This is a genomic window from Phycicoccus sp. DTK01 (assembly GCF_017312765.1).
GTDB classification, from domain to species: Bacteria; Actinomycetota; Actinomycetes; order Actinomycetales; family Dermatophilaceae; genus Phycicoccus; species Phycicoccus jejuensis.
This window is the reverse complement of record NZ_BOPU01000001.1, coordinates 672,836-691,673: the sequence shown is the minus strand read 5'-3', so window position 1 is coordinate 691,673 and position 18,838 is coordinate 672,836. Positions and strand designations below refer to the sequence as shown.

Sequence of the window (18,838 nt, the reverse complement as noted above, 5' to 3'; positions counted from 1 at the left end):
AGCCTAGGAGCGCGCGGACGTGGCGCAACGGGGCGTCCACCCACCGTTACGCTGGCGCGGTGCTTCCCGCCCTGCTGCCCGCCGCCACCAGCGACCTCGACCTCGCCCCCTGGGTCTGGTGGGTGACGATCGGCGTCGCCGTCGCCGTCCTCGCCTTCGACATCGCGGTCATCGCCCGCCGCCCGCACCGTCCCTCCACCAAGGAGCTCGTGTCGGCGCTGGCCGTCTACGTCGGTGCCGCGGTCCTCTTCGGGCTCGGGCTCTGGTTCACCGCCGGGGGCCAGCTCGCGGGTGAGTTCTTCGCGGGCTGGCTGACCGAGTACTCGCTCTCGGTCGACAACCTCTTCATCTTCATCCTCATCATGGCGAGCTTCCGGGTGCCGGAGAAGTACCAGCAGTTCGCGCTCATGGTCGGCATCGTCATCGCGATCGTCCTGCGCGGCATCTTCATCGCCGTCGGCGCGGCCGCGATCAACAACTTCAGCTGGGTGTTCTACATCTTCGGCGCGTTCCTCGTCTACACGGCGTGGAAGCTGGCCAGCGGCGGCGAGACCGACGACGACGAGTACGAGCAGAACCGCTTCATGCGCCTGGTGTCCAAGCGGTTCCCGGCCAGCGAGGACTACGACGGCACGAAGCTCTTCACGCGCAAGGACGGGGCCCGCCTCGCCACGCCGCTCTTCTTCGTCATCGTCGCGCTCGGCACGACCGACCTGCTCTTCGCGCTCGACTCCATCCCCGCGATCTACGGCCTCACCGACGAGCCCTACCTCGTCCTCGTCGCCAACCTCTTCGCGCTCATGGGTCTGCGGCAGCTGTACTTCCTCATCGGTGGCCTGCTCAAGAAGCTCATCTACCTCAGCTACGGCCTCGCGGTGCTGCTCGCCTTCATCGGCCTCAAGCTCATCCTCCACGCGCTGCACGAGAACGAGCTCGGGTTCATCAACGGCGGCGAGAAGGTGCCGGTGCCGGAGATCCCGATCTCCGTCTCGCTCGGCGCGATCGTCGTCATCCTCGGCGTCACGACCGTGCTCAGCCTCTGGCGCACCCGGCGCCACCCCGAGCTCGTCGAGGACTGACCGCGGGCCCGGTCCGGCGGCTCAGGCGGCCTGCGCCTCGGCGGGGTCCTTGCGCGCCCCGAGCCCGAGGACGAGGGCCGACGCGCCGACGACGAGCGCCATCCCGACGAGCTGGCTCGGCGCGAGCCGCTGGCCGAGCACGACCAGCCCGGCGACCGCGGCGGCCGCCGGCTCGAGGCTCAGCAGGATGCCGAACACCTGCGCGCGCAGCCGGCGCAGCGCCAGCAGCTCGAGCGAGTAGGGCAGCACCGACGACAGCACCGCGATGCCCAGGCCCTTGAGCAGCGCCTCGCCGGTCCACGACGGGACGCTGGTGACACCGAGCGGCAGCGTGACGAGGGTGGCGACGACCATCGCCAGCGCGAGGCCCTCGAGCTTCGGGAAGGCCGCGCCGGTGCGACCGGACAGGACGATGTAGGCCGCCCAGAAGCCGCCGGCGGCCAGGGCGAGCAGGATGCCGGTCCACTCCAGCTCGGCGAACGGCACCTCGAGCGCCTCCGAGATGAGGACGACGCCCGCCGCGGCCGCGAGCACCCCGAGGGCGTCGACGACACGGCGCGACAGCACGGCCGCCAGCGTGAGCGGCCCGATGAACTCGATGGTCACCGCGACGCCGATCGGCAGGTGCGCCAGCGACTGGTAGAAGGTGTAGTTCATGAGGCCGAGCGCGACGCCGAAGGCCGCGACGGTGGCCCAGGCGCGCCGGGTGTGACCGTGCCAGCGGGGCCGGACGAAGGCCAGCAGCAGCGCGGTCGCGAACAGCAGCCGCATGACGACCGAACCGCCCGCACCGATGACCGGCACGAGGGTCTGCGCCAGCGCGCCGCCGAACTGGACGGACACGACCCCCGCGAGGACGAGCAGGGGAGCGGGAACCCGGTCGGCGGCGGTCGTCACCGCTGCAGGCTAGCCATCACCATCCGCGCTCGCGCCACTCGTCCAGGTGCGGCCGCTCCGCCCCGAGCGTCGAGTCGCCGCCGTGCCCCGGGTAGAACCACGTCTGGTCGTCGTACACGCCGAAGATGCGCTCGGTGACGTCGCCGTAGAGGGCGTCGAAGTCCTGGCCCTTGTTCTTCGTGTTGCCGACGCCGCCGGGGAAGAGGGTGTCGCCGGTGAAGAGATGCGTCACCCCGTCGGGCGCCCGCCACGCGAGCGCGACCGAGCCGGGCGTGTGGCCGCGCAGGTGCACCACGTCGAGCACGAGCTCACCGACCCGCAGCGTGTCGCCCTGTCGCAGACGGACGTCCGGCGCCAGCGGCAGCGCGTCCGCGTCCTCCTCGCCGGCGTAGGTGCGGGCGCCGGTGGCGCGGGCCACGTCCGGCAGCGCCCGGACGTGGTCCCAGTGCTGGTGCGTCGTCACGAGGTGGTCGAGGCGCCCGGTGCCCTCGGCGACGAGCGCGAGGCAGCGGTCGGGGTCGTCCGCGGCGTCGACCATCAGCTGTTCGCCGGTGGCCGTGCAGGTGAGGAGGTAGACGTTGTTGTGCATGTCCGAGACCGACATCTTGCGCAGGGTCGCGGGGCCGAGCTCGCGCACGTCGCTCGGGCCGCCGGGGGTCACGTCGCCGGTGTAGGCCATCGTCATCGTCCGTCCGGGAGTCGGGGCAGGGGGTCGGCGGAGACGCCGTCGGTGAGGCCGCGGGCGAGCCATCCGAGGAGCGCGGCGCGGCTGCCGGCCACCGAGGTCGTGCCCAGGCCGACGGTCCACTCCTCGCCCTCGTCCGAGCGCAGCGTCACGTCCGGGGCGTCGTCGAGGGTGCGCAGGCGCTCGGCCTCCTCGTCGAGGAAGGCCAGCAGGAGCTCGGGCTCGAGGTCGGCGAACCCGAAGCCGGCGTCGAGGTCGACGTGGTGCCACGTCACCTCGCGCAGCCGCATCATCGGGATGTCGGCCGCGGTGCCGCGCACGTCGCCGGGGGTGCGCTCGAGGGCCTGCCCGGCGTGCTCGGGGCCCAGGCGCGGCGCCTCGGCGGCGTACTCGGCGGCGGTGCGCTCGAGGTCGTCGGCGAGCTCGGCGGGGGTGCGGCCGGCGCCCTCGTCGATGTCGGCGTTGCGCTGGTCCCGGCTCGCGTACATCGTCTCGCGGGTGCCGTCGACGGCCGAGCGCACGAGCCGGGCGAGCCCGTCGGCGTTGCGCGCGACGTGGGTGACGACGTGCCCGCGGGTCCATCCCTCGCAGAGCGTCGGGCCGGCGGCGTCGGGCAGGGCCCGCGTGGTGACGACGAGCCGGGCGGTGTGCGCGTCGACGTACTGGGAGGGGTCGATCCGGGTGCCGGTCATGCCGCCGACGCTACCGCCGCTCGGCCTGCGCGTCGGCCTCCGCGATCGCGATGGCCGCGCGGACGAGCGCGAGGTGCGAGAACGCCTGCGGGAAGTTGCCGACGAGCCGGTCGGTCGACGGGTCGTACTCCTCCGAGAGCAGGCCGAGGTCGTTGCGGATCCCGAGGAGCCGGTCCATCAGGATGTGCGCGTCGTCGACGCGGCCGCACCGGGCGTAGGCCTCGGCGAGCCAGAACGAGCAGGCGAGGAACGGGTTCTCGTCGCCGCTCAGCCCGTCGACCCCGCTCTCGGTGCGGTAGCGCAGGACGAAGCCGTCGCGCAGCAGGTCCTCCTCGACGGCCCGGACGGTGCCCAGCACGCGCTCGTCGTCGGCCGGCAGGAAGCCGACGGTCGGGATGAGCAGCAGCGCCGCGTCGACCTCGCGGGTGCCGTAGTGCTGGACGAAGGTGCCGCGCTCGGCGTCGAAGCCCTGGTCGAGGACCTCCGCGTGGACGCGGTCCCGCAGGGCGCGCCAGCGCTCGACGTCGCCCTCGTGGCCGTCCTCCTCGACCGCCCGGACGGCCCGGTCGAAGGCGGCCCAGACCATGACCCGCGAGTGCGTGAAGTGCTGCGGCTCGCCCCGGATCTCCCAGAGACCGTTGTCGCTCTGGTCCCAGTGGTCCGCGAGGTCGTCGACGAGGGCCTTCTGGACGGCCCACGACTCGTGGGACTCGCTGACGCCGAGGCGCCGGGCCTCGTCGAGCGAGATCATCACCTCGCCGAGGACGTCGCTCTGGCGCTGGTCGACCGCTGCGTTGCCGACCCGCACCGGGCGCGAGCCCTCGTAGCCGGGCAGGTGGTCGAGCGTGCGCTCGGGCAGCTCGCGGCTGCCGTCGACGGCGTACATGATCTGGAGGTCGGCCGGGTCGCCGGCGACCGCCCGCACGAGCCAGTCGCGCCACAGCCGCGTCTCGTCGACGTAGCCGCAGGCGAGCAGCGCCTCGAGGGTGAGCGAGGCGTCGCGCAGCCAGCAGTACCGGTAGTCCCAGTTGCGCTCGCCGCCGACGTCCTCGGGCAGGCTCGTCGTCGGCGCGGCGACGATGCCACCGCGCAGCTCGTCGGTGAGCAGGCGCAGGACGAGCAGCGAGCGGGTGACCGCGTCGCGGTAGGGCCCGTCGTGGGTGTGCCGGGCGGCCCAGTCGTCGAACCGCCGCACGGTGTCGTCGACGCGGCTCGGCACGTCGAGCGCGCCGGGGACCTCGCACCACGACGGCACCCAGGTCATCGCGAACTCGTAGCGCTCACCCGCGCGGACCGTGAACTCGTCGCGGTGGTGGTGGTCGGTGGGCTCGGGCAGCCGGTCGCCGCGCAGCACGAGCATGTCCGGCCCCGCGACGGCGCGGATGACCGTGACGCCGTCGCAGTCCTCGGTCCGCGACACCCAGGGCAGGACCTTCCCGTACCCCGTCCGCACGACCCACTCGTGGAGCATCGGCACCTCGCCCTCGAGGCCTTCGACGATGCGCACGAGGTCGGCGCGACCGTCGCCGAACGGCATGAGGTCGGTCACACGCACCCGCCCCGTCGCGGTCTCGTGGACGGTGTCGAGGACGAAGCTGTTCTCGCGGTACGCGCGCGTCGCCGTCGCCTCGTCGACCGGCCCGAGGAACCAGCGGCCGTGGTCGTCGGTCCCGAGGAGGGCCGCGAAACAGGCGGGGGAGTCGAAGCGGGGGAGGCAGAGCCAGTCGACGGCTCCGTGCCGGCTGACGAGGGCCGCGCCCTCGGTGTCCCCGAGGAGGGCGTACTCGGCGATGGGGGTGCTCACCTCGTCGACCCTAGACGCCGGGTCTGGACGAACCCCGGATGCCGTCACCGCTGATGAGGGGGCTGTCGGACCCGAGACCTAGCATGGCGGGTGTGAGTCATGACCACCTCGTCGTCCGCGGCGCCCGCGAGCACAACCTCAAGGACGTCAGCATCGAGCTCCCCCGGGACGCTCTCGTCGTCTTCACCGGCCTCTCGGGGTCGGGCAAGTCCTCGCTGGCCTTCGACACCATCTTCGCCGAGGGCCAGCGGCGCTACGTCGAGTCGCTCTCGGCGTACGCCCGGCAGTTCCTCGGGCAGATGGACAAGCCCGACGTCGACTTCATCGAGGGCCTCTCGCCCGCGGTGTCGATCGACCAGAAGTCGACCAACCGCAACCCCCGCTCCACCGTCGGCACCATCACCGAGGTCTACGACTACCTCCGTCTCCTCTTCGCCCGCGCCGGCCGCCCGCACTGCCCGGTCTGCGGCGAGCCGATCACCCGGCAGAGCCCGCAGCAGATCGTCGACCGGCTCCTCGAGCTGCCCGAGCGCACCCGCTTCCAGCTGCTCGCGCCGGTCGTCCGCGCCCGCAAGGGCGAGTACGTCGACCTCTTCGCCGAGCTCCAGGCCAAGGGCTTCTCCCGGGCCCGCGTCGACGGCGAGGTCGTCACCCTCACCGACCCGCCGAAGCTCGAGAAGCAGGTCAAGCACACGATCGACGTCGTCGTCGACCGCCTCGTCGCCAAGGGTGACGACACCTCGGCCAAGCGCCGGCTCACCGACTCCGTCGAGACCGCCCTCGGGCTGGCCGGCGGGGTCCTCGTCGTCGACTTCGTCGACCTCGAGGAGGGGCACCCGGAGCGCGAGCGCCGCTACTCCGAGAAGATGGCCTGCCCGAACGACCACCCGCTGTCGATGGACGAGGTCGAGCCCCGCTCGTTCTCGTTCAACAGCCCGTTCGGCGCCTGCCCCGAGTGCAGCGGCATCGGCACCGAGCTCGAGGTCGACCCCGACCTCATCGTCCCCGACGACGACCTGACCCTCGCCCAGGGCGCCATCGCCCCGTGGGCCACCGCGTCGGGCGCCGCCGACTACTTCCAGCGCGTCATGTCGGCCCTCGCCGACGAGATGAAGTTCTCGATGGACACGCCGTGGCGCGAGCTGCCGAAGAAGGTCCGCGACGCGCTGCTCACCGGGCGCAACCACAAGGTCCACGTCCGCTACCGCAACCGCTTCGGGCGCGAACGCTCGTACTCCACCGGCTTCGAGGGCGCCATCCCGTTCGTCCGGCGGCGCCACTCCGAGACCGACTCCGACTGGAGCCGTGAGCGCTACGAGGGCTACATGCGCGAGGTGCCCTGCCCCGTGTGCAAGGGCGCGCGGCTCAAGCCCGAGTCGCTCGCCGTCCTCATCGGCGGCCGCTCCATCGCGGACGTCTCCCGCCTGGCGATCGGCGACGCCGCGCAGTTCTTCTCGACGGTCGAGTTCACCGAGCGCGAGCGGCAGATCGCGGCGCGCGTCATCAAGGAGATCGACGCCCGGCTCGGGTTCCTCCTCGACGTGGGCCTGGAGTACCTGAGCCTGGACCGGCCGGCCGGCACCCTGTCCGGCGGTGAGGCGCAGCGCATCCGGCTCGCGACCCAGATCGGGTCCGGGCTCGTCGGGGTCCTCTACGTCCTCGACGAGCCGAGCATCGGTCTGCACCAGCGCGACAACCACCGCCTCATCGAGACGCTGACCCGGCTGCGCGACCTCGGCAACACTCTCATCGTCGTCGAGCACGACGAGGACACGATCGCGACGGCCGACTGGGTCGTCGACATCGGCCCGGGCGCGGGCGAGCACGGGGGCGAGGTGGTGCACTCCGGCACCGTCGCCGACCTGCTGACCCACCCCGACTCCATCACCGGCAAGTACCTCTCCGGCCGTCGCGAGATCCCGACGCCGGCCGTCCGTCGCCCGCAGGAGCGCGGCCGGGAGGTCGTCGTCGTCGGGGCGACCGAGCACAACCTCGACAACGTCACCGTCGGCTTCCCGCTCGGCAACCTCGTCGCGGTCACCGGGGTCTCGGGCTCGGGCAAGAGCACGCTCGTCAACGACATCCTCTACAACGTCATGGCGAACAAGCTCAACGGCGCCCGCCACGTCCCGGGCCGGCACAAGTCGGTCACCGGGCTCGACCACCTCGACAAGGTCGTCCACGTCGACCAGAGCCCGATCGGGCGCACCCCGCGCTCGAACCCGGCGACGTACACCGGGGTCTTCGACCACGTCCGCAAGCTCTTCGCGACGACCGAGGAGGCCAAGGTCCGCGGCTACCAGCCGGGGCGGTTCTCGTTCAACGTCAAGGGCGGCCGCTGCGACGCGTGCTCCGGCGACGGCACGATCAAGATCGAGATGAACTTCCTCCCCGACGTCTACGTGCCCTGCGAGGTCTGTCACGGCGCGCGGTACAACCGCGAGACGCTCGAGGTCCACTACAAGGGCAAGTCGATCGCCGACGTCCTCGACATGCCGATCGAGGAGGCCGCCGAGTTCTTCGCGGCGGTCCCCGCGATCGCGCGGCACATGCGCACGCTCAACGACGTCGGCCTCGGCTACGTCCGGCTCGGCCAGCCCGCGCCGACCCTGTCCGGCGGTGAGGCACAGCGCGTCAAGCTCGCCTCCGAGCTGCAGAAGCGCTCGACCGGGCGCACGGTCTACGTGCTCGACGAGCCGACGACCGGCCTGCACTTCGAGGACATTCGCAAGCTGCTCAAGGTGCTCCAGGGCCTCGTCGACAAGGGCAACACCGTCATCGTCATCGAGCACAACCTCGACGTCATCAAGTCGGCCGACTGGCTCGTCGACCTCGGCCCCGAGGGTGGCAGCGGCGGCGGCCGGGTCATCGCCGAGGGCACGCCCGAGGAGGTCGCGGCGCTCGAGGAGTCGCACACCGGGCGCTTCCTCGCGCCGATCCTCGCGAAGACCGCGCGCACGACGGCCGCCCCGGCCAAGCGGGCGGCGTCGAAGAAGACGGCGGCGACGAAGGCCCCGGCCACCAAGGCGCCGGCGAAGAAGACCGCGGCCAAGGGCTCGACCGCCCGTCGGGAGCCGACCCGCAGGACCACCTCCCGCAAGGCCGGCTGACCCGGCCCCCGGACCGCGCTCAGGCGCGGCCGGGGGTGCCGGGCAGCCAGCCGGCGTCGATGACCTTCTTCACCACGGCACGGGCCGTCGTCAGCAGCTGCTCGGCGTCGTCGACATCCGCCCAGGCCGCGGCCGAGGCGTCGTCGGTGGCGTCCTCGAGGTGGTCTCGCAGCCGCCGCCCGGCCTCGGTCAGCGTCGGCGCCCCACCCTCGCGGGCCGGTGTCAGAAGGCCCGACGTGCCCAGCGACTCCTCGGCCCCGGCCCACTCCTCGTCGGTCCACCTCCGGGTGGGCTGGAGGAAGGCACGACCGCGGCTCGCGCGCTCCGGGCTCGTCGCGCGCAGCCAGGCGTCGTAGAGGACGAGCGACTCGAGCGGACGCAGCCCCGCCGAGGTCAGGGCCGCGACGTGCCCGTCGCCGCGCCACTCGCGCCACAGGGCGGTCGCGTGCCAGAGGGCCAGGTGCGGGGTGTCCGGCCACTCCTGCGCCGCGAAGGCGGCCGCCAGCGGCCGACCACCGTGGTCCAGCCGGTCGAGGATCGGACGCAGCCGTCCGACGAGCTCGGTCACGGCGGGGGAGCCGACGTCCGCTCCCAGCGCGGAGCGCAGCCCGTCGTCGAGGCAGCGGGTGCGCACCTCGTCGAGCCCGCTCGGGGTGTGCCGCCCGAGCGCCAGGCCCCAGGCCTTGGCCACCGCCTCCGGCCGGAAGCCGAAGAAGGTCGCCGCGACCACCTGGCCCGGCACCGCGCCGAGCGGGGCGGCACGCATCCCGGTGTAGGCCCCCAGCCACCCGACACCGAGCTCCTCGCGGGCGGCGTCCACGTGCGGGCCGAAGTACGCGGCGAGGTGGTAGGGCTCGAGGGTGCGGTAGGCCAGGCGAGCCACCGCGCGCGCGGCCTCGTCGTGGCGGAAGGTCGTCATCGACCCACCCTAGGCGGGCCGGGCGGCGGGTGAGCAACGGGAACGGGCCGCGCGACGTGGAGTCGCGCGGCCCGTCCTCGTGTGTGATCAGTCCTCTCCGAGGTAGGCCTTCCGGACGTCGTCGCTCTCGAGGAGCTCCTTGCCGGTGCCCGAGAGGACGATCGAGCCGACCTCGAGGACGTAGCCCTTCGTCGCGCGCCGCAGCGCCGCCTGGGCGTTCTGCTCGACGAGGAGGATCGTCGTCCCCTGCTGCTGCAGGGTCGTCACGGTCGTCATGATCCGCTTCATCATCAGCGGCGAGAGACCCATCGACGGCTCGTCGAGCATGAGCATCTTCGGGCGGCTCATCATCGCCCGGCCCATCGCGAGCATCTGCTGCTCACCGCCCGAGAACGTGCCGGCGGGCTGCGCGCGTCGCTCCTCGAGGATGGGGAAGAGCTCGAACGCCGCCGCGAGGTCCTCACGGATGCCCTTGTCCTTGCGCGAGAACGCCCCGAGGAGGAGGTTCTCCTCGACGCTCAGCTTCGGGAAGATGCGCCGGCCCTCGGGGGAGTGGGCCAGCCCGAGCGAGACGATCTCGTGCGGGGCGACCTTCGTCAGGTCCCGGCCGTCGAAGACGATCGAGCCCGACACCGGGCGCAGCAGGCCCGAGATCGTCCGCAGCGTCGTCGTCTTGCCGGCGCCGTTCGTGCCGATGAGCGAGACGACCTCGCCCTGGTCGACGGTGAACGAGATGCCCTTGACGGCCTTGATCTTGCCGTAGGACACGACGAGGTCCTTGACCTCCAGCATCGCGCTCACGCGCTCTCCTCCTCGTCCTCGTCGGTGTCGTCGCCACCGATGTAGGCCTCGATGACCCGCGGGTCGGACTGCACCTCGCCGGGGGAGCCCTCGACGAGGACCTCGCCCCGGACCAGGCAGAGCACCCGGTCGCAGAGGTTGAAGATGAACCGCATGTCGTGCTCGATGACGACGACGGCGAGGCCGCTGTCCCTGATCTTGAAGATCAGGTGCATCGTCTCCTCGGTCTCCTTGGGGTTCATGCCCGCGGTCGGCTCGTCGAGGAGCAGGATCTGCGGGTCCGTCGCGAGGGCCCGCGCGATCTCCAGCCGGCGCTGGTCGCCGTAGGGGAGGTTGCGCGCGAGGATCTCGGTCGACTTCCCGAGCCCGACGTAGTCGAGCAGCTCCTGCGCCCGCAGGCGGGTGGCCTCCTCCTCGCGCCGGAACTTCGGCCCGCGGAGGATGGAGGTGAGCGCCATCGACGAGGTGCGGCAGTAGCGCCCGACCATGACGTTCTCGAGGGCGGTCATGTTGCCGAACAGCCGGATGTTCTGGAACGTCCGGGCCATGCCGGCGCGGACGACCTTGAGCGGCTTCGGCGGCAGCTGCTCACCGCCGAGGGTCACCCGGCCCTCGGTCGGGACGTACATCCCGGTGAGGCAGTTGAAGAAGGTCGTCTTGCCGGCGCCGTTCGGGCCGATGAGCCCGACGATCTCGCCGTCGTGCACCTTCATGCTGACGTCGCCGACGGCGGTGAGGCCGCCGAAGCGCATCGTGACGTGCTCGGCCTCGAGGACGACGCGGTCCCCGATCACGTGGCCGCTCGGCGTGGGGTCGGTGACGGTCACTTCGCCTCCTCCAGGTGTTCGGACTGCACGATCTCGGCGAGCTCCTCGTCGTCCTCGTGGAACTCCAGCTGCCGTCGTTTGCTCGCGACGAGGCCCTCCGGCCGGAAGCGCATCATGACGACGAGCAGCAGACCGAAGATGAGCAGCCGGTAGTCGTTGACGATGCGGGCCTTCTCGGGGAGGAGCTTGAGGACGGTCGCGCCGACGAGGACGCCGGCCACCGTGCCCATGCCGCCGAGGACGACCGCCGCGAGGAGGAACGCCGACTCGAGGAAGATGTACTGGTCGGGCGTCACCGAGGTGTCCTGGTGAGCCTTGATCGTCCCGGCGAGGCCGGCGAGCGAGGCGCCGACCGCGAACGCGAGCAGCTTGAGCCCGAAGACGTTGACGCCCATCGCCTCCGCCGCGCGCTCGTCCTCGCGGATCGCGACCCAGCCGCGCCCGATCCGGCTGTCGTTGAGCCGGGTGAAGACGAGGATGACGAACGCGATGAGCAGGAGCAGCAGGAAGTAGTAGTTGCTGAACCGTCCGAGCGGGATGCCCGCGACCGTGTGCGTCTGGCCGAAGTCGAACCCGAAGAAGTTGAGGTCCGGGATGCCGGGGATGCCGTTCGGGCCGTTGGTCAGGTCCGGGCCGTTGTTGCCGTCGAGGTTGAACATCGCCAGGCGGAAGATCTCGCCGAAGCCGAGGGTGACGATGGCGAGGTAGTCGCCGGAGACCCGCAGTGTCGGGGAGCCGATGATCAGGCCGAAGATCGACGCGACGAGCATCCCGAGGAGCATGACGACGAGGAAGGGCGGGTTCCACCCGATCGTCGCGAACGCCGACTTCGACAGCATCGCGCCGACGTAGGCGCCGGTGCCGAGGAAGGCGATGTAGCCGAGGTCGAGCAGGCCCGCGAGCCCGACGACGATGTTGAGGCCCAGCGCCGTCGCCGCGAAGATGAGGATCTGCGTGGCGATCGACATGTTCGCGTCCGAGCCGTCCTGGGTGAACGGGAAGAGGAACGCGACGAGGAAGGCCGCCAGCAGCAGCGGGCGCCGGTTGTTCTGCCCGATGAACCCGAGGTACTCGCCGAACCCGCTGCCCACGAGGCCGATCGCCACGGCGAGCAGCGTGATCAGGAGGCACCCGAAGGTCGCCGGGTCGTCGACGTTGAGCGTGTAGGCCGTCGCGAAGAGCAGCAGCCCGAGCATGACGACGATGACGAGGATCTCGGCCCAGGAGGGCAGCCGCGGCCAGGTCCGGACGTTGAGGTCCACGTGCGGCGACAGCAGGCCGCCCGCGAGGACGAGCGCGGCGCCGACGAGGCCGACCCAGCCGCCCTCGTTGACGTTGATGAGCCCGCCCGCCTGGTAGGCCACGGCGATGATGCCGGCGAGGGCGAAGACCACCGAGCCCCAGCCGACGGCGCGCAGGCCCCGGCCCGGGTTGAGCCACTGCGGCCGCCGGTAGAGCAGCACGCCGAGGGCGAGCGCGACGACGCCGAGGAGCATCGCGTAGAGCTGGATCCCGAGCGGGTAGAACCGGACGCTCACGTCGTCGAGGATCCGGTTGTCGTACGACCACGACAGCAGGCCGCTCACGAGGAGCAGCGCGCCACCGGCCACTGCGAGGATCGCGGCGCGGTCGCCGTGCTGCTCACGCAGCCGGTCCAGGCGCGAGAGCTCGGGGTCGGTCGTGTCGGGGGAGTGCGTCACGGTGCTCATGCGCGGTCCACCACCTTTGCGCCGAGGAGGCCCTGGGGTCGGAAGACGAGGACGAGGATGAGGAGCGCGAACGCCCACACGTCCTTCCACGGGCTGCCGCCGAAGGTGCCGGGGATGAACTGGACGGCCAGCGCCTCGACGAGCCCGAGGGTGACACCGCCGATGACGGCCCCCCAGACGTTGCCGATGCCACCGAGGACGGCGGCGGTGAAGGCCTTGAGGCCCGCGAGGAAGCCCATCTTGAAGTTGATGTTCGTGACCTGCAGGCCCTGCGCGATGCCGGCGACCGCCGCGAGGGTCGCGCCGATGACGAAGGCGACGACGATGATGCGGTCGACGTTGATGCCCATGAGGCGCGCGGTGTCGGGGTCCTGCGAGACGGCCTGCATCGCCCGGCCGGTCTTGGTCCGGGAGACGAAGTAGAACAGCCCCGCCGCGCAGATGACGAGAGCGCCGACGGTGAAGATCGTCGAGCGCTGGAGCGTCACGCCGCCGAGGTTGAACGCGGGGCCGCTGACGACCTCGATCTGCGGGAAGGGGACCTTCTGCTTGGCGTCCGGGAAGCTCGGGATCTTGCCGTAGAGGAGGCGGACGGCCTCCTGGAGGAAGACCGAGATGCCGATGGCCGTGATGAGCGGGGCGAGCCGCGGGGCGTTGCGCAGCGGCCGGTAGGCGATGCGCTCCATGAGGACCGCGATGGCCACCGAGGCGGCGACCGCCCCGACGATGAGGACGGGGAGCGCCCAGAAGGGGAGCATCTCGCCGCCGTCGACGTAGCTGCGGAAGAACAGGAGCGCGGTGCTGAGGGCACCGAACGCACCCACCATGAAGATCTCGCCGTGGGCGAAGTTGATCAGCTGGATGATCCCGTAGACGACCGTGTATCCGACCGCGATCAGGGCGTACAGCGATCCCAGGGTCAGCCCGTTGACGAGCTGCTGGGCAAGTTCCACCACGACCTCCTAGGCGTGACGTGCGGGTGGGCTGGGGGGAGAGTAGCGGGTGACGTGCGTCACGGACAGGCGCCACACGGGGGGTGGGCACGCAGCCGACGGCCGGGTCCGGACACGGACGGCGGGGGTGGTCTTCTCGACCACCCCCGCCGTCGGGGTGCTCACGACTGTGTCGTCAGGAGCGACTTACTTGAACTCCTCCGTGTTCACGGGGGCCCACGCACCGTCCTTGACCGCGTACACGGTGAGGACCTTGGAGGTGGTGTCGCCGTACTCGTCGAACGCGACCTTGCCGGTCACGCCGTCGAAGGAGACGCTGCTCATCGCCTGGACCGTCGCCTGGCGGGCGGCCTCGGCCGAGTCCGCGTCCTTGAGCGAGGTCTTGAGGGCGTTGATGATCGCGTTCGCCGCGTCGTACGCGTAGGCACCGTAGGCCTCGTACGGCTCGGCGTAACCGCCCGCGTTGTAGGCCTCGACGAACGCCTTGGCCGACTCGAGCTGGTCGGTCGGGGCGCCGACCGAGGTGGCGAGGTCGCCGGTGGCGGTGCTGCCCGCGAGCTTGATGAACTCGCCGGAGTAGATGCCGTCGCCGCCCATGAGCGGGACGTTGAGGCCGGCGGCCTTCATCTGCTGCGAGAACGGACCCGCCTGCGGGAACTCACCGCCGTAGTAGACGGCCTTGGGGTTGCTCGGCTTGATCTTGCTGACGACGGCGTCGTACTTGTCGTCGTCGGGGTTGATCGTCTCGGCCGCGACGATGGTGCCGCCGAGCTTCGTGAACTCCTTGCTGAAGGCGTCGACGAGGCCCTGGCCGTAGGTCTTCTTGTCGTGGACCGTCGCGACCTCCTTGATGCCGGCCTTCTCGAAGAGGTAGCGGGCCGCGAACGGGCCCTGGATCGAGTCGGTCGTGCAGGTGCGGAAGTAGTTCTGGTAGGTCCGCTTCGGGGCCGTCGCGAAGTCGGCGCCCTGGGTGAGCGACGGGTTCGTGTTGGCCGGCGAGACCATCGTGATGTTGGCCGTCGAGAGCACCGGCTGGACGCTCTGCGCGACCGAGCTGTTGAGCGTGCCGACGACGCCGACGACGTCCTTGTCGGACGCGAGCTTCGTCGCGGCGTTCTTGCCGACGTCGGGGGTGGCCTGGTCGTCCTCCGCCGCGAGCTCGAGCTTCCAGCCGGGGATGGCGTTGGACTCGTTGGCCTGCTTGATGGCGAGGTCGACCGAGTGCTCGATGCCCTTGCCGAGGGCGGCGAGGTCACCGGAGAGCGGCGCGATGACGCCGATCTTCGCGGTCTTGGTGCTGCCGGAGCCGCTGCCGGTGTCGCTGCCGCCGTCGTCGCCGCCGCGCGTGCCGCAACCGGAGAGCGCGAGCGAGGCCACGAGCAGCGAGGCGCCAACGGCAACCACGGAACGCTGAGGCACAGTTCCTCCTGGGGATCTGGTCTGGTGAGCGGATGCTCCTGCCCGCCGACGCGGACCTGACGGAATGTAGCCGTGATCGGCCCGTTTGCCGAGGACCTTCTTGTTTGTGGTGCCGAGTTGTTACCTGCGGATCCAGCAGGTGGACGGGCCGGACGGACAGTGGACGAAGGTCCACAGGCGGCGTCCAGCGACGACATGGATACTGCGAGGGACACCCACGGACCGAGAGGGACAGCCCGATGAGCACCGACCGCCCCACCCCGTCCAGCACCGAGTGCGGCTCCGGCTGCGCGTGCGTCACCCGACGCCAGTCCTTCCGCACGGCGGGCGCCGTCGGCGCCGTCGTCGTCGGGGCCGGCTCACTCGCCGCCTGCGGCTCCGGCGACGTCGAGGAGGCCGCCAGCTCGGCCGCCGGCGCCGCGAGCTCGGCCGTGTCGCAGGCGATCAAGGCCGCCGAGATCCCCGTCGGCGGCGGCAAGGTCTTCGAGTCGATCTCGACCGTCGTCACCCAGCCGACGCAGGGCGAGTACAAGGCGTTCTCGTCCGTCTGCACCCACCAGGGCTGCCAGGTGGGCGGCGTCGCCGACGGCGTCATCACCTGCCCCTGCCACGGCAGCCAGTTCGACGCCGCGACCGGCGCCGTCAAGCAGGGACCGGCGACGAAGCCGCTGCCCGAGAAGTCCGTCACCGTCAGCGGCGACGGCCTCACCGTCTCCTAGCCTCGTCACTCCCGTCACGACATTTCGGGGTGACCCCGAAATGTCCACGAGACCCCGGTTCCGAGCCGGGGTCTCGTGGACGAACCGGGGTTTCGTGCCGTCGTCCACAGGTGCCGGAGCGGACGGCCGTCGTCCACAGATCCGTCCCGGCCGCTGGCCCCTCGGCTCGACCGCGTCGATCGTCGGGGGATGGACGAGACGGATGACCTGGGTTTTCTCGGGCGGCTGCACGACGGCGTGTTCACGACCGCCGAGGCGGCCGGCCTCGGTGTCTCGCGCGAGGCGCTGACCCGTGCGGTGAAGGCTCGGACGCTCCGGCGCCTGGCGCGTGGCCTGTACGCGACCGGGGCCGCGGCCGCACGCCCGGAGGACCGACACCTCGAGCTGTGCCGCGCCCTGCGGGTCGAGTACCCGGATGCGTCGCTCGCCGGCCGGTCGGCCGTCGTCGCGCTCGGCCTGCCCACCTGGGGCCTGCCGCTCGGCACGGCCCTGCTCCATCGCCCGGTCGAGCGCCAGCTCAAGCGCAGCGGTGCCACCATCCGTCCCCTGGACCCGGTGGTGGACCTGCGGGACACCGCGTTCGGCCCGGTCGAGCCGCCGTTCGCCGCCCTCGTCGGCGTCGCCCTCGACCACGGGACGGTGGCGGCCGTCGTCTCGGTCGACGCCGCGATGCATCGGGGGATCGTCACCCTCGACGGGCTGACGGGCGAGGTCGCTCGGCGGGCCGGCCATCGCCACGTCCAGCGAGCCCTCGCGATGCTCCGGCTCGTCGACGCGGCCAGCGAGAGCCCGGGGGAGAGCCGCACGCGGGTGACGCTCGAGTCCCTCGGGCTCGAGCTCGACTCGCAGGTCGAGGTCCGTGACGAGGACGGTGAGCTCGTCGGGCGCGTCGACCTCGCCGTCCGCGGGACGAAGGTGCTCATCGAGTTCGATGGAGCCGTCAAGTACTCGGCGGGCGGTCCGGAGGCCGTCATCGCCGAGAAGCGTCGTGAGGACAGGTTGCGGGAGCTGGGCTACGTCGTCGTCCGCGTCATGTGGGACGACCTCGCGCACCCCGAGCGGCTGCTGGCCCGGGTGCGGCGGGCGATGGCCCTGGCCGAGCGGCTGACCGCCGGTGCGTGACCATCTCCGTCGGCTCGACACACGAGCTCGTCCGCGAGACCCCGGCTCGGAGGTCTTGCCTCGTGGACATTTCGGGGTGACCCCGAAATGTGGAGGCGGGTGGGGTGGGTGGGGGCAGTCGGGGTGTCAGGGGCGCGGCTTAGGGTTGACGGGTGGCCGACCCCTCGACGTACCGCCCCCGGCCGGGCGAGATCCCGACCGACCCGGGCGTGTACCGCTTCCGCGACCGCGAGGGCCGCGTCATCTACGTCGGCAAGGCCAAGTCGCTGCGCCAGCGGCTGTCCTCCTACTTCCAGGACGTCGCCGCGCTCCACCCGCGCACCCAGACGATGGTGCGCACCGGCGCGAGCGTCGAGTGGACGGTCGTCGGCACCGAGGTCGAGGCGCTCCAGCTCGAGTACGCGTGGATCAAGGAGTTCGACCCGCGCTTCAACGTCAAGTACCGCGACGACAAGTCCTACCCCTACCTCGCCGTGACGATGGCCGACGAGTACCCCCGCGCCCTCGTCGTCCGCGGCGCCAAGAAGAAGGGCACGCGCTACTTCGGCCCCTACGCCCACGCGTGGGCCATCCGCGAGACCCTCGACCTCGCGATGCGCGTCTTCCCGATGCGCACCTGCTCGACCGGCGTCTTCCGCCGCGCCGAGCAGGTCGGCCGCCCGTGCCTGCTCGGCTACATCGACAAGTGCAGTGCCCCCTGCGTCGGCCGGGTCGACGCCGCGCGCCACCGCGAGATCGCCGAGGACTTCTGCGACTTCATGGCGGGCAACAGCGGCCGGTTCGTCTCGCGCCTCACCCGCGAGATGAAGGCCGCCGCCGCCGAGCTCGACTTCGAGAGGGCGGCGCGGCTGCGCGACGACATCGGTGCGCTCGAGCGGGTGCTCGAGAAGTCGGCGGTCGTCCTGCCCGACGCCACCGACGCCGACGTGTTCGCCCTCGCCGAGGACGAGCTCGAGGTCGCGGTCCAGCTCTTCCACGTCCGTGGGGGCCGCGTGCGGGGCCAGCGCGGCTGGGTCGCCGAGCGCGACGCCGAGACGACGCCCGAGGTCGTCGAGCACCTCCTCCAGCAGGTCTACGGCGGTGAGTCCGGCGAGGGCGTGCCGCGCGAGGTCCTCGTCCCGGTCCTGCCGGACGACGACGAGGCCCTCGCGGCGTGGCTCGCCGGCCTGCGCGGCAGCCGGGTCGACCTGCGCGTCCCCCAGCGCGGCGACAAGCGCACCCTGATGGAGACGGTGGCGCGCAACGCGACCCAGAGCCTCGCCCGCCACAAGGTCACCCGTGCCGGAGACCTGACGACCCGCAGCCAGGCCCTCCAGCAGCTCCAGGAGGTCCTCGACCTCGACGACGCGCCGCTGCGCATCGAGTGCTTCGACATCAGCCACGTCCAGGGCACGCAGGTCGTCGGCTCGATGGTCGTCTTCGAGGACGGCCTACCCCGCAAGTCGGAGTACCGGCGCTTCATCGTCCGCGGTGACGAGACCGGGGCCACCGACGACACCGCGGCCATGCACGAGGTCCTCACCCGTCGTTTCCGCCGCGGCCGCAAGGAGGCCGAGGAGCGGGAGGCCGAGGTGGCCGAGGGCCGCGAGCGGCCGGCGCGCTTCGCCTACACCCCGAACCTCGTCGTCGTGGACGGCGGTCTGCCGCAGGTCAACGCGGCGGCCCGAGCCCTCGAGGAGGCGGGTGCCGTCGACGTCGCCGTCGTCGGTCTCGCGAAGCGTCTCGAGGAGGTCTGGGTGCCGGGGGAGGAGTTCCCCGTCATCCTCCCGCGCACCAGCGAGGGGCTCTACCTGCTCCAGCGGCTGCGCGACGAGGCGCACCGGTTCGCCATCACCTTCCACCGGCAGCGCCGTTCCAAGGCGATGACCCAGAGCGCGCTCGACGGCATCGCCGGTCTCGGCGAGAAGCGGCGCCAGGCGCTGCTCAAGCGGTTCGGGTCGGTCAAGAAGATCCGCGCCGCCTCCGTCGACGAGCTCGCCGACGTGCCGGGCATCGGGCCTGCGTTGGCTGCCGTCGTTGCGGCAGAGTTGGGCTCGACCGAACAGGACATGCCGGCCATCGACCCGCTGACGGGCGAGGTCGTCGAGCAGTAGGGAGCATCC

15 protein-coding genes are annotated in these 18,838 nt (G+C 71.6%); 5 read left to right on the top strand and 10 right to left on the bottom strand.

Annotated elements, in window-relative coordinates:
• The first annotated feature begins 59 nt into the window (after positions 1-59).
• Positions 60-1,079, top strand: coding sequence for a TerC family protein (locus J3473_RS03200; protein ID WP_242525653.1), 1,020 nt, complete (start codon positions 60-62; stop codon positions 1,077-1,079).
• 21 nt (positions 1,080-1,100) lie between these two features.
• On the opposite strand, the gene J3473_RS03195 is transcribed toward J3473_RS03200, so the two are convergent.
• Genes J3473_RS03195 through J3473_RS03180 form a run of 4 tightly spaced genes read right to left on the bottom strand, consistent with a single transcriptional unit; the run spans position 1,101 to position 5,157 of the window.
• Positions 1,101-1,976, bottom strand: coding sequence for a DMT family transporter (locus tag J3473_RS03195; RefSeq protein WP_207021855.1), 876 nt, complete (start codon positions 1,974-1,976; stop codon positions 1,101-1,103).
• Positions 1,977-1,992: 16 nt separating this feature from the next.
• Entirely contained in the window at positions 1,993-2,655 is a 663-nt protein-coding gene (locus J3473_RS03190; protein ID WP_207021854.1) for an MBL fold metallo-hydrolase, read from the bottom strand.
• Between the two features lie 2 nt (positions 2,656-2,657).
• On the bottom strand, positions 2,658-3,353 hold the full coding sequence (locus tag J3473_RS03185; protein WP_207021853.1) for a maleylpyruvate isomerase family mycothiol-dependent enzyme: 696 nt from the start codon (positions 3,351-3,353) through the stop codon (positions 2,658-2,660).
• 10 nt (positions 3,354-3,363) lie between these two features.
• The gene (locus tag J3473_RS03180) at positions 3,364-5,157 is read right to left on the bottom strand and encodes a glycoside hydrolase family 15 protein (protein WP_207021852.1); all 1,794 of its coding nucleotides are present in this window, start codon (positions 5,155-5,157) and stop codon (positions 3,364-3,366) included.
• Positions 5,158-5,249: 92 nt separating this feature from the next.
• On the opposite strand from J3473_RS03180, the gene uvrA reads away from it, so the two are divergent.
• On the top strand, positions 5,250-8,267 hold the full coding sequence (gene uvrA, locus J3473_RS03175) for an excinuclease ABC subunit UvrA (protein ID WP_242525652.1): 3,018 nt from the start codon (positions 5,250-5,252) through the stop codon (positions 8,265-8,267).
• 19 nt (positions 8,268-8,286) lie between these two features.
• On the opposite strand, the gene J3473_RS03170 is transcribed toward uvrA, so the two are convergent.
• The 6 genes from J3473_RS03170 to J3473_RS03145 form a co-directional block, all read right to left on the bottom strand.
• Positions 8,287-9,186 carry a hypothetical protein gene (locus tag J3473_RS03170; RefSeq protein ID WP_207021850.1) on the bottom strand — a complete coding sequence of 300 codons (900 nt, stop codon included), beginning with the start codon at positions 9,184-9,186 and terminating at the stop codon, positions 8,287-8,289.
• Between the two features lie 87 nt (positions 9,187-9,273).
• Positions 9,274-9,987 (bottom strand): ABC transporter ATP-binding protein, encoded by a 714-nt coding sequence (locus J3473_RS03165; protein WP_207021849.1) that lies wholly within the window; start codon positions 9,985-9,987, stop codon positions 9,274-9,276.
• Positions 9,984-10,814, bottom strand: coding sequence for an ABC transporter ATP-binding protein (locus tag J3473_RS03160; RefSeq protein ID WP_030528379.1), 831 nt, complete (start codon positions 10,812-10,814; stop codon positions 9,984-9,986). Before J3473_RS03160 ends, J3473_RS03165 begins: the two co-directional genes overlap by 4 nt.
• On the bottom strand, positions 10,811-12,523 hold the full coding sequence (locus J3473_RS03155; RefSeq protein WP_207021848.1) for a branched-chain amino acid ABC transporter permease: 1,713 nt from the start codon (positions 12,521-12,523) through the stop codon (positions 10,811-10,813). Before J3473_RS03155 ends, J3473_RS03160 begins: the two co-directional genes overlap by 4 nt.
• A complete protein-coding gene (locus J3473_RS03150) occupies positions 12,520-13,479 on the bottom strand; it encodes a branched-chain amino acid ABC transporter permease (RefSeq protein WP_207021847.1) in 960 nt (319 codons plus the stop codon). Before J3473_RS03150 ends, J3473_RS03155 begins: the two co-directional genes overlap by 4 nt.
• A gap of 183 nt (positions 13,480-13,662) precedes the next feature.
• Positions 13,663-14,880, bottom strand: coding sequence for a branched-chain amino acid ABC transporter substrate-binding protein (locus J3473_RS03145; RefSeq protein ID WP_242525650.1), 1,218 nt, complete (start codon positions 14,878-14,880; stop codon positions 13,663-13,665).
• Between the two features lie 254 nt (positions 14,881-15,134).
• Between J3473_RS03145 and J3473_RS03140 the strand changes: the two genes are divergently transcribed.
• The 3 genes from J3473_RS03140 (at position 15,135) to uvrC (ending at position 18,829) form a co-directional block, all read left to right on the top strand.
• Positions 15,135-15,614, top strand: coding sequence for a Rieske (2Fe-2S) protein (locus tag J3473_RS03140; RefSeq protein ID WP_207021846.1), 480 nt, complete (start codon positions 15,135-15,137; stop codon positions 15,612-15,614).
• 189 nt (positions 15,615-15,803) lie between these two features.
• Positions 15,804-16,736, top strand: coding sequence for a type IV toxin-antitoxin system AbiEi family antitoxin domain-containing protein (locus tag J3473_RS03135; RefSeq protein ID WP_207021845.1), 933 nt, complete (start codon positions 15,804-15,806; stop codon positions 16,734-16,736).
• Between the two features lie 152 nt (positions 16,737-16,888).
• Positions 16,889-18,829: an excinuclease ABC subunit UvrC gene (gene uvrC / locus J3473_RS03130; protein WP_030528385.1), complete on the top strand. Its 1,941-nt coding sequence runs from the start codon at positions 16,889-16,891 to the stop codon at positions 18,827-18,829.
• The last annotated feature ends 9 nt before the right edge of the window (positions 18,830-18,838 follow it).

Coding starts and splice junctions, on each gene's coding strand:
- J3473_RS03190 (WP_207021854.1), bottom strand. CDS start 2,655: ATGGCCTACACCGGCGACGTGACCCCCGGCGGCCCGAGCGACGTGCGC.
- J3473_RS03185 (WP_207021853.1), bottom strand. CDS start 3,353: ATGACCGGCACCCGGATCGACCCCTCCCAGTACGTCGACGCGCACACC.
- J3473_RS03170 (WP_207021850.1), bottom strand. CDS start 9,186: ATGACGACCTTCCGCCACGACGAGGCCGCGCGCGCGGTGGCTCGCCTG.
- J3473_RS03155 (WP_207021848.1), bottom strand. CDS start 12,523: ATGAGCACCGTGACGCACTCCCCCGACACGACCGACCCCGAGCTCTCG.
- J3473_RS03140 (WP_207021846.1), top strand. CDS start 15,135: ATGAGCACCGACCGCCCCACCCCGTCCAGCACCGAGTGCGGCTCCGGC.
- J3473_RS03135 (WP_207021845.1), top strand. CDS start 15,804: ATGGACGAGACGGATGACCTGGGTTTTCTCGGGCGGCTGCACGACGGC.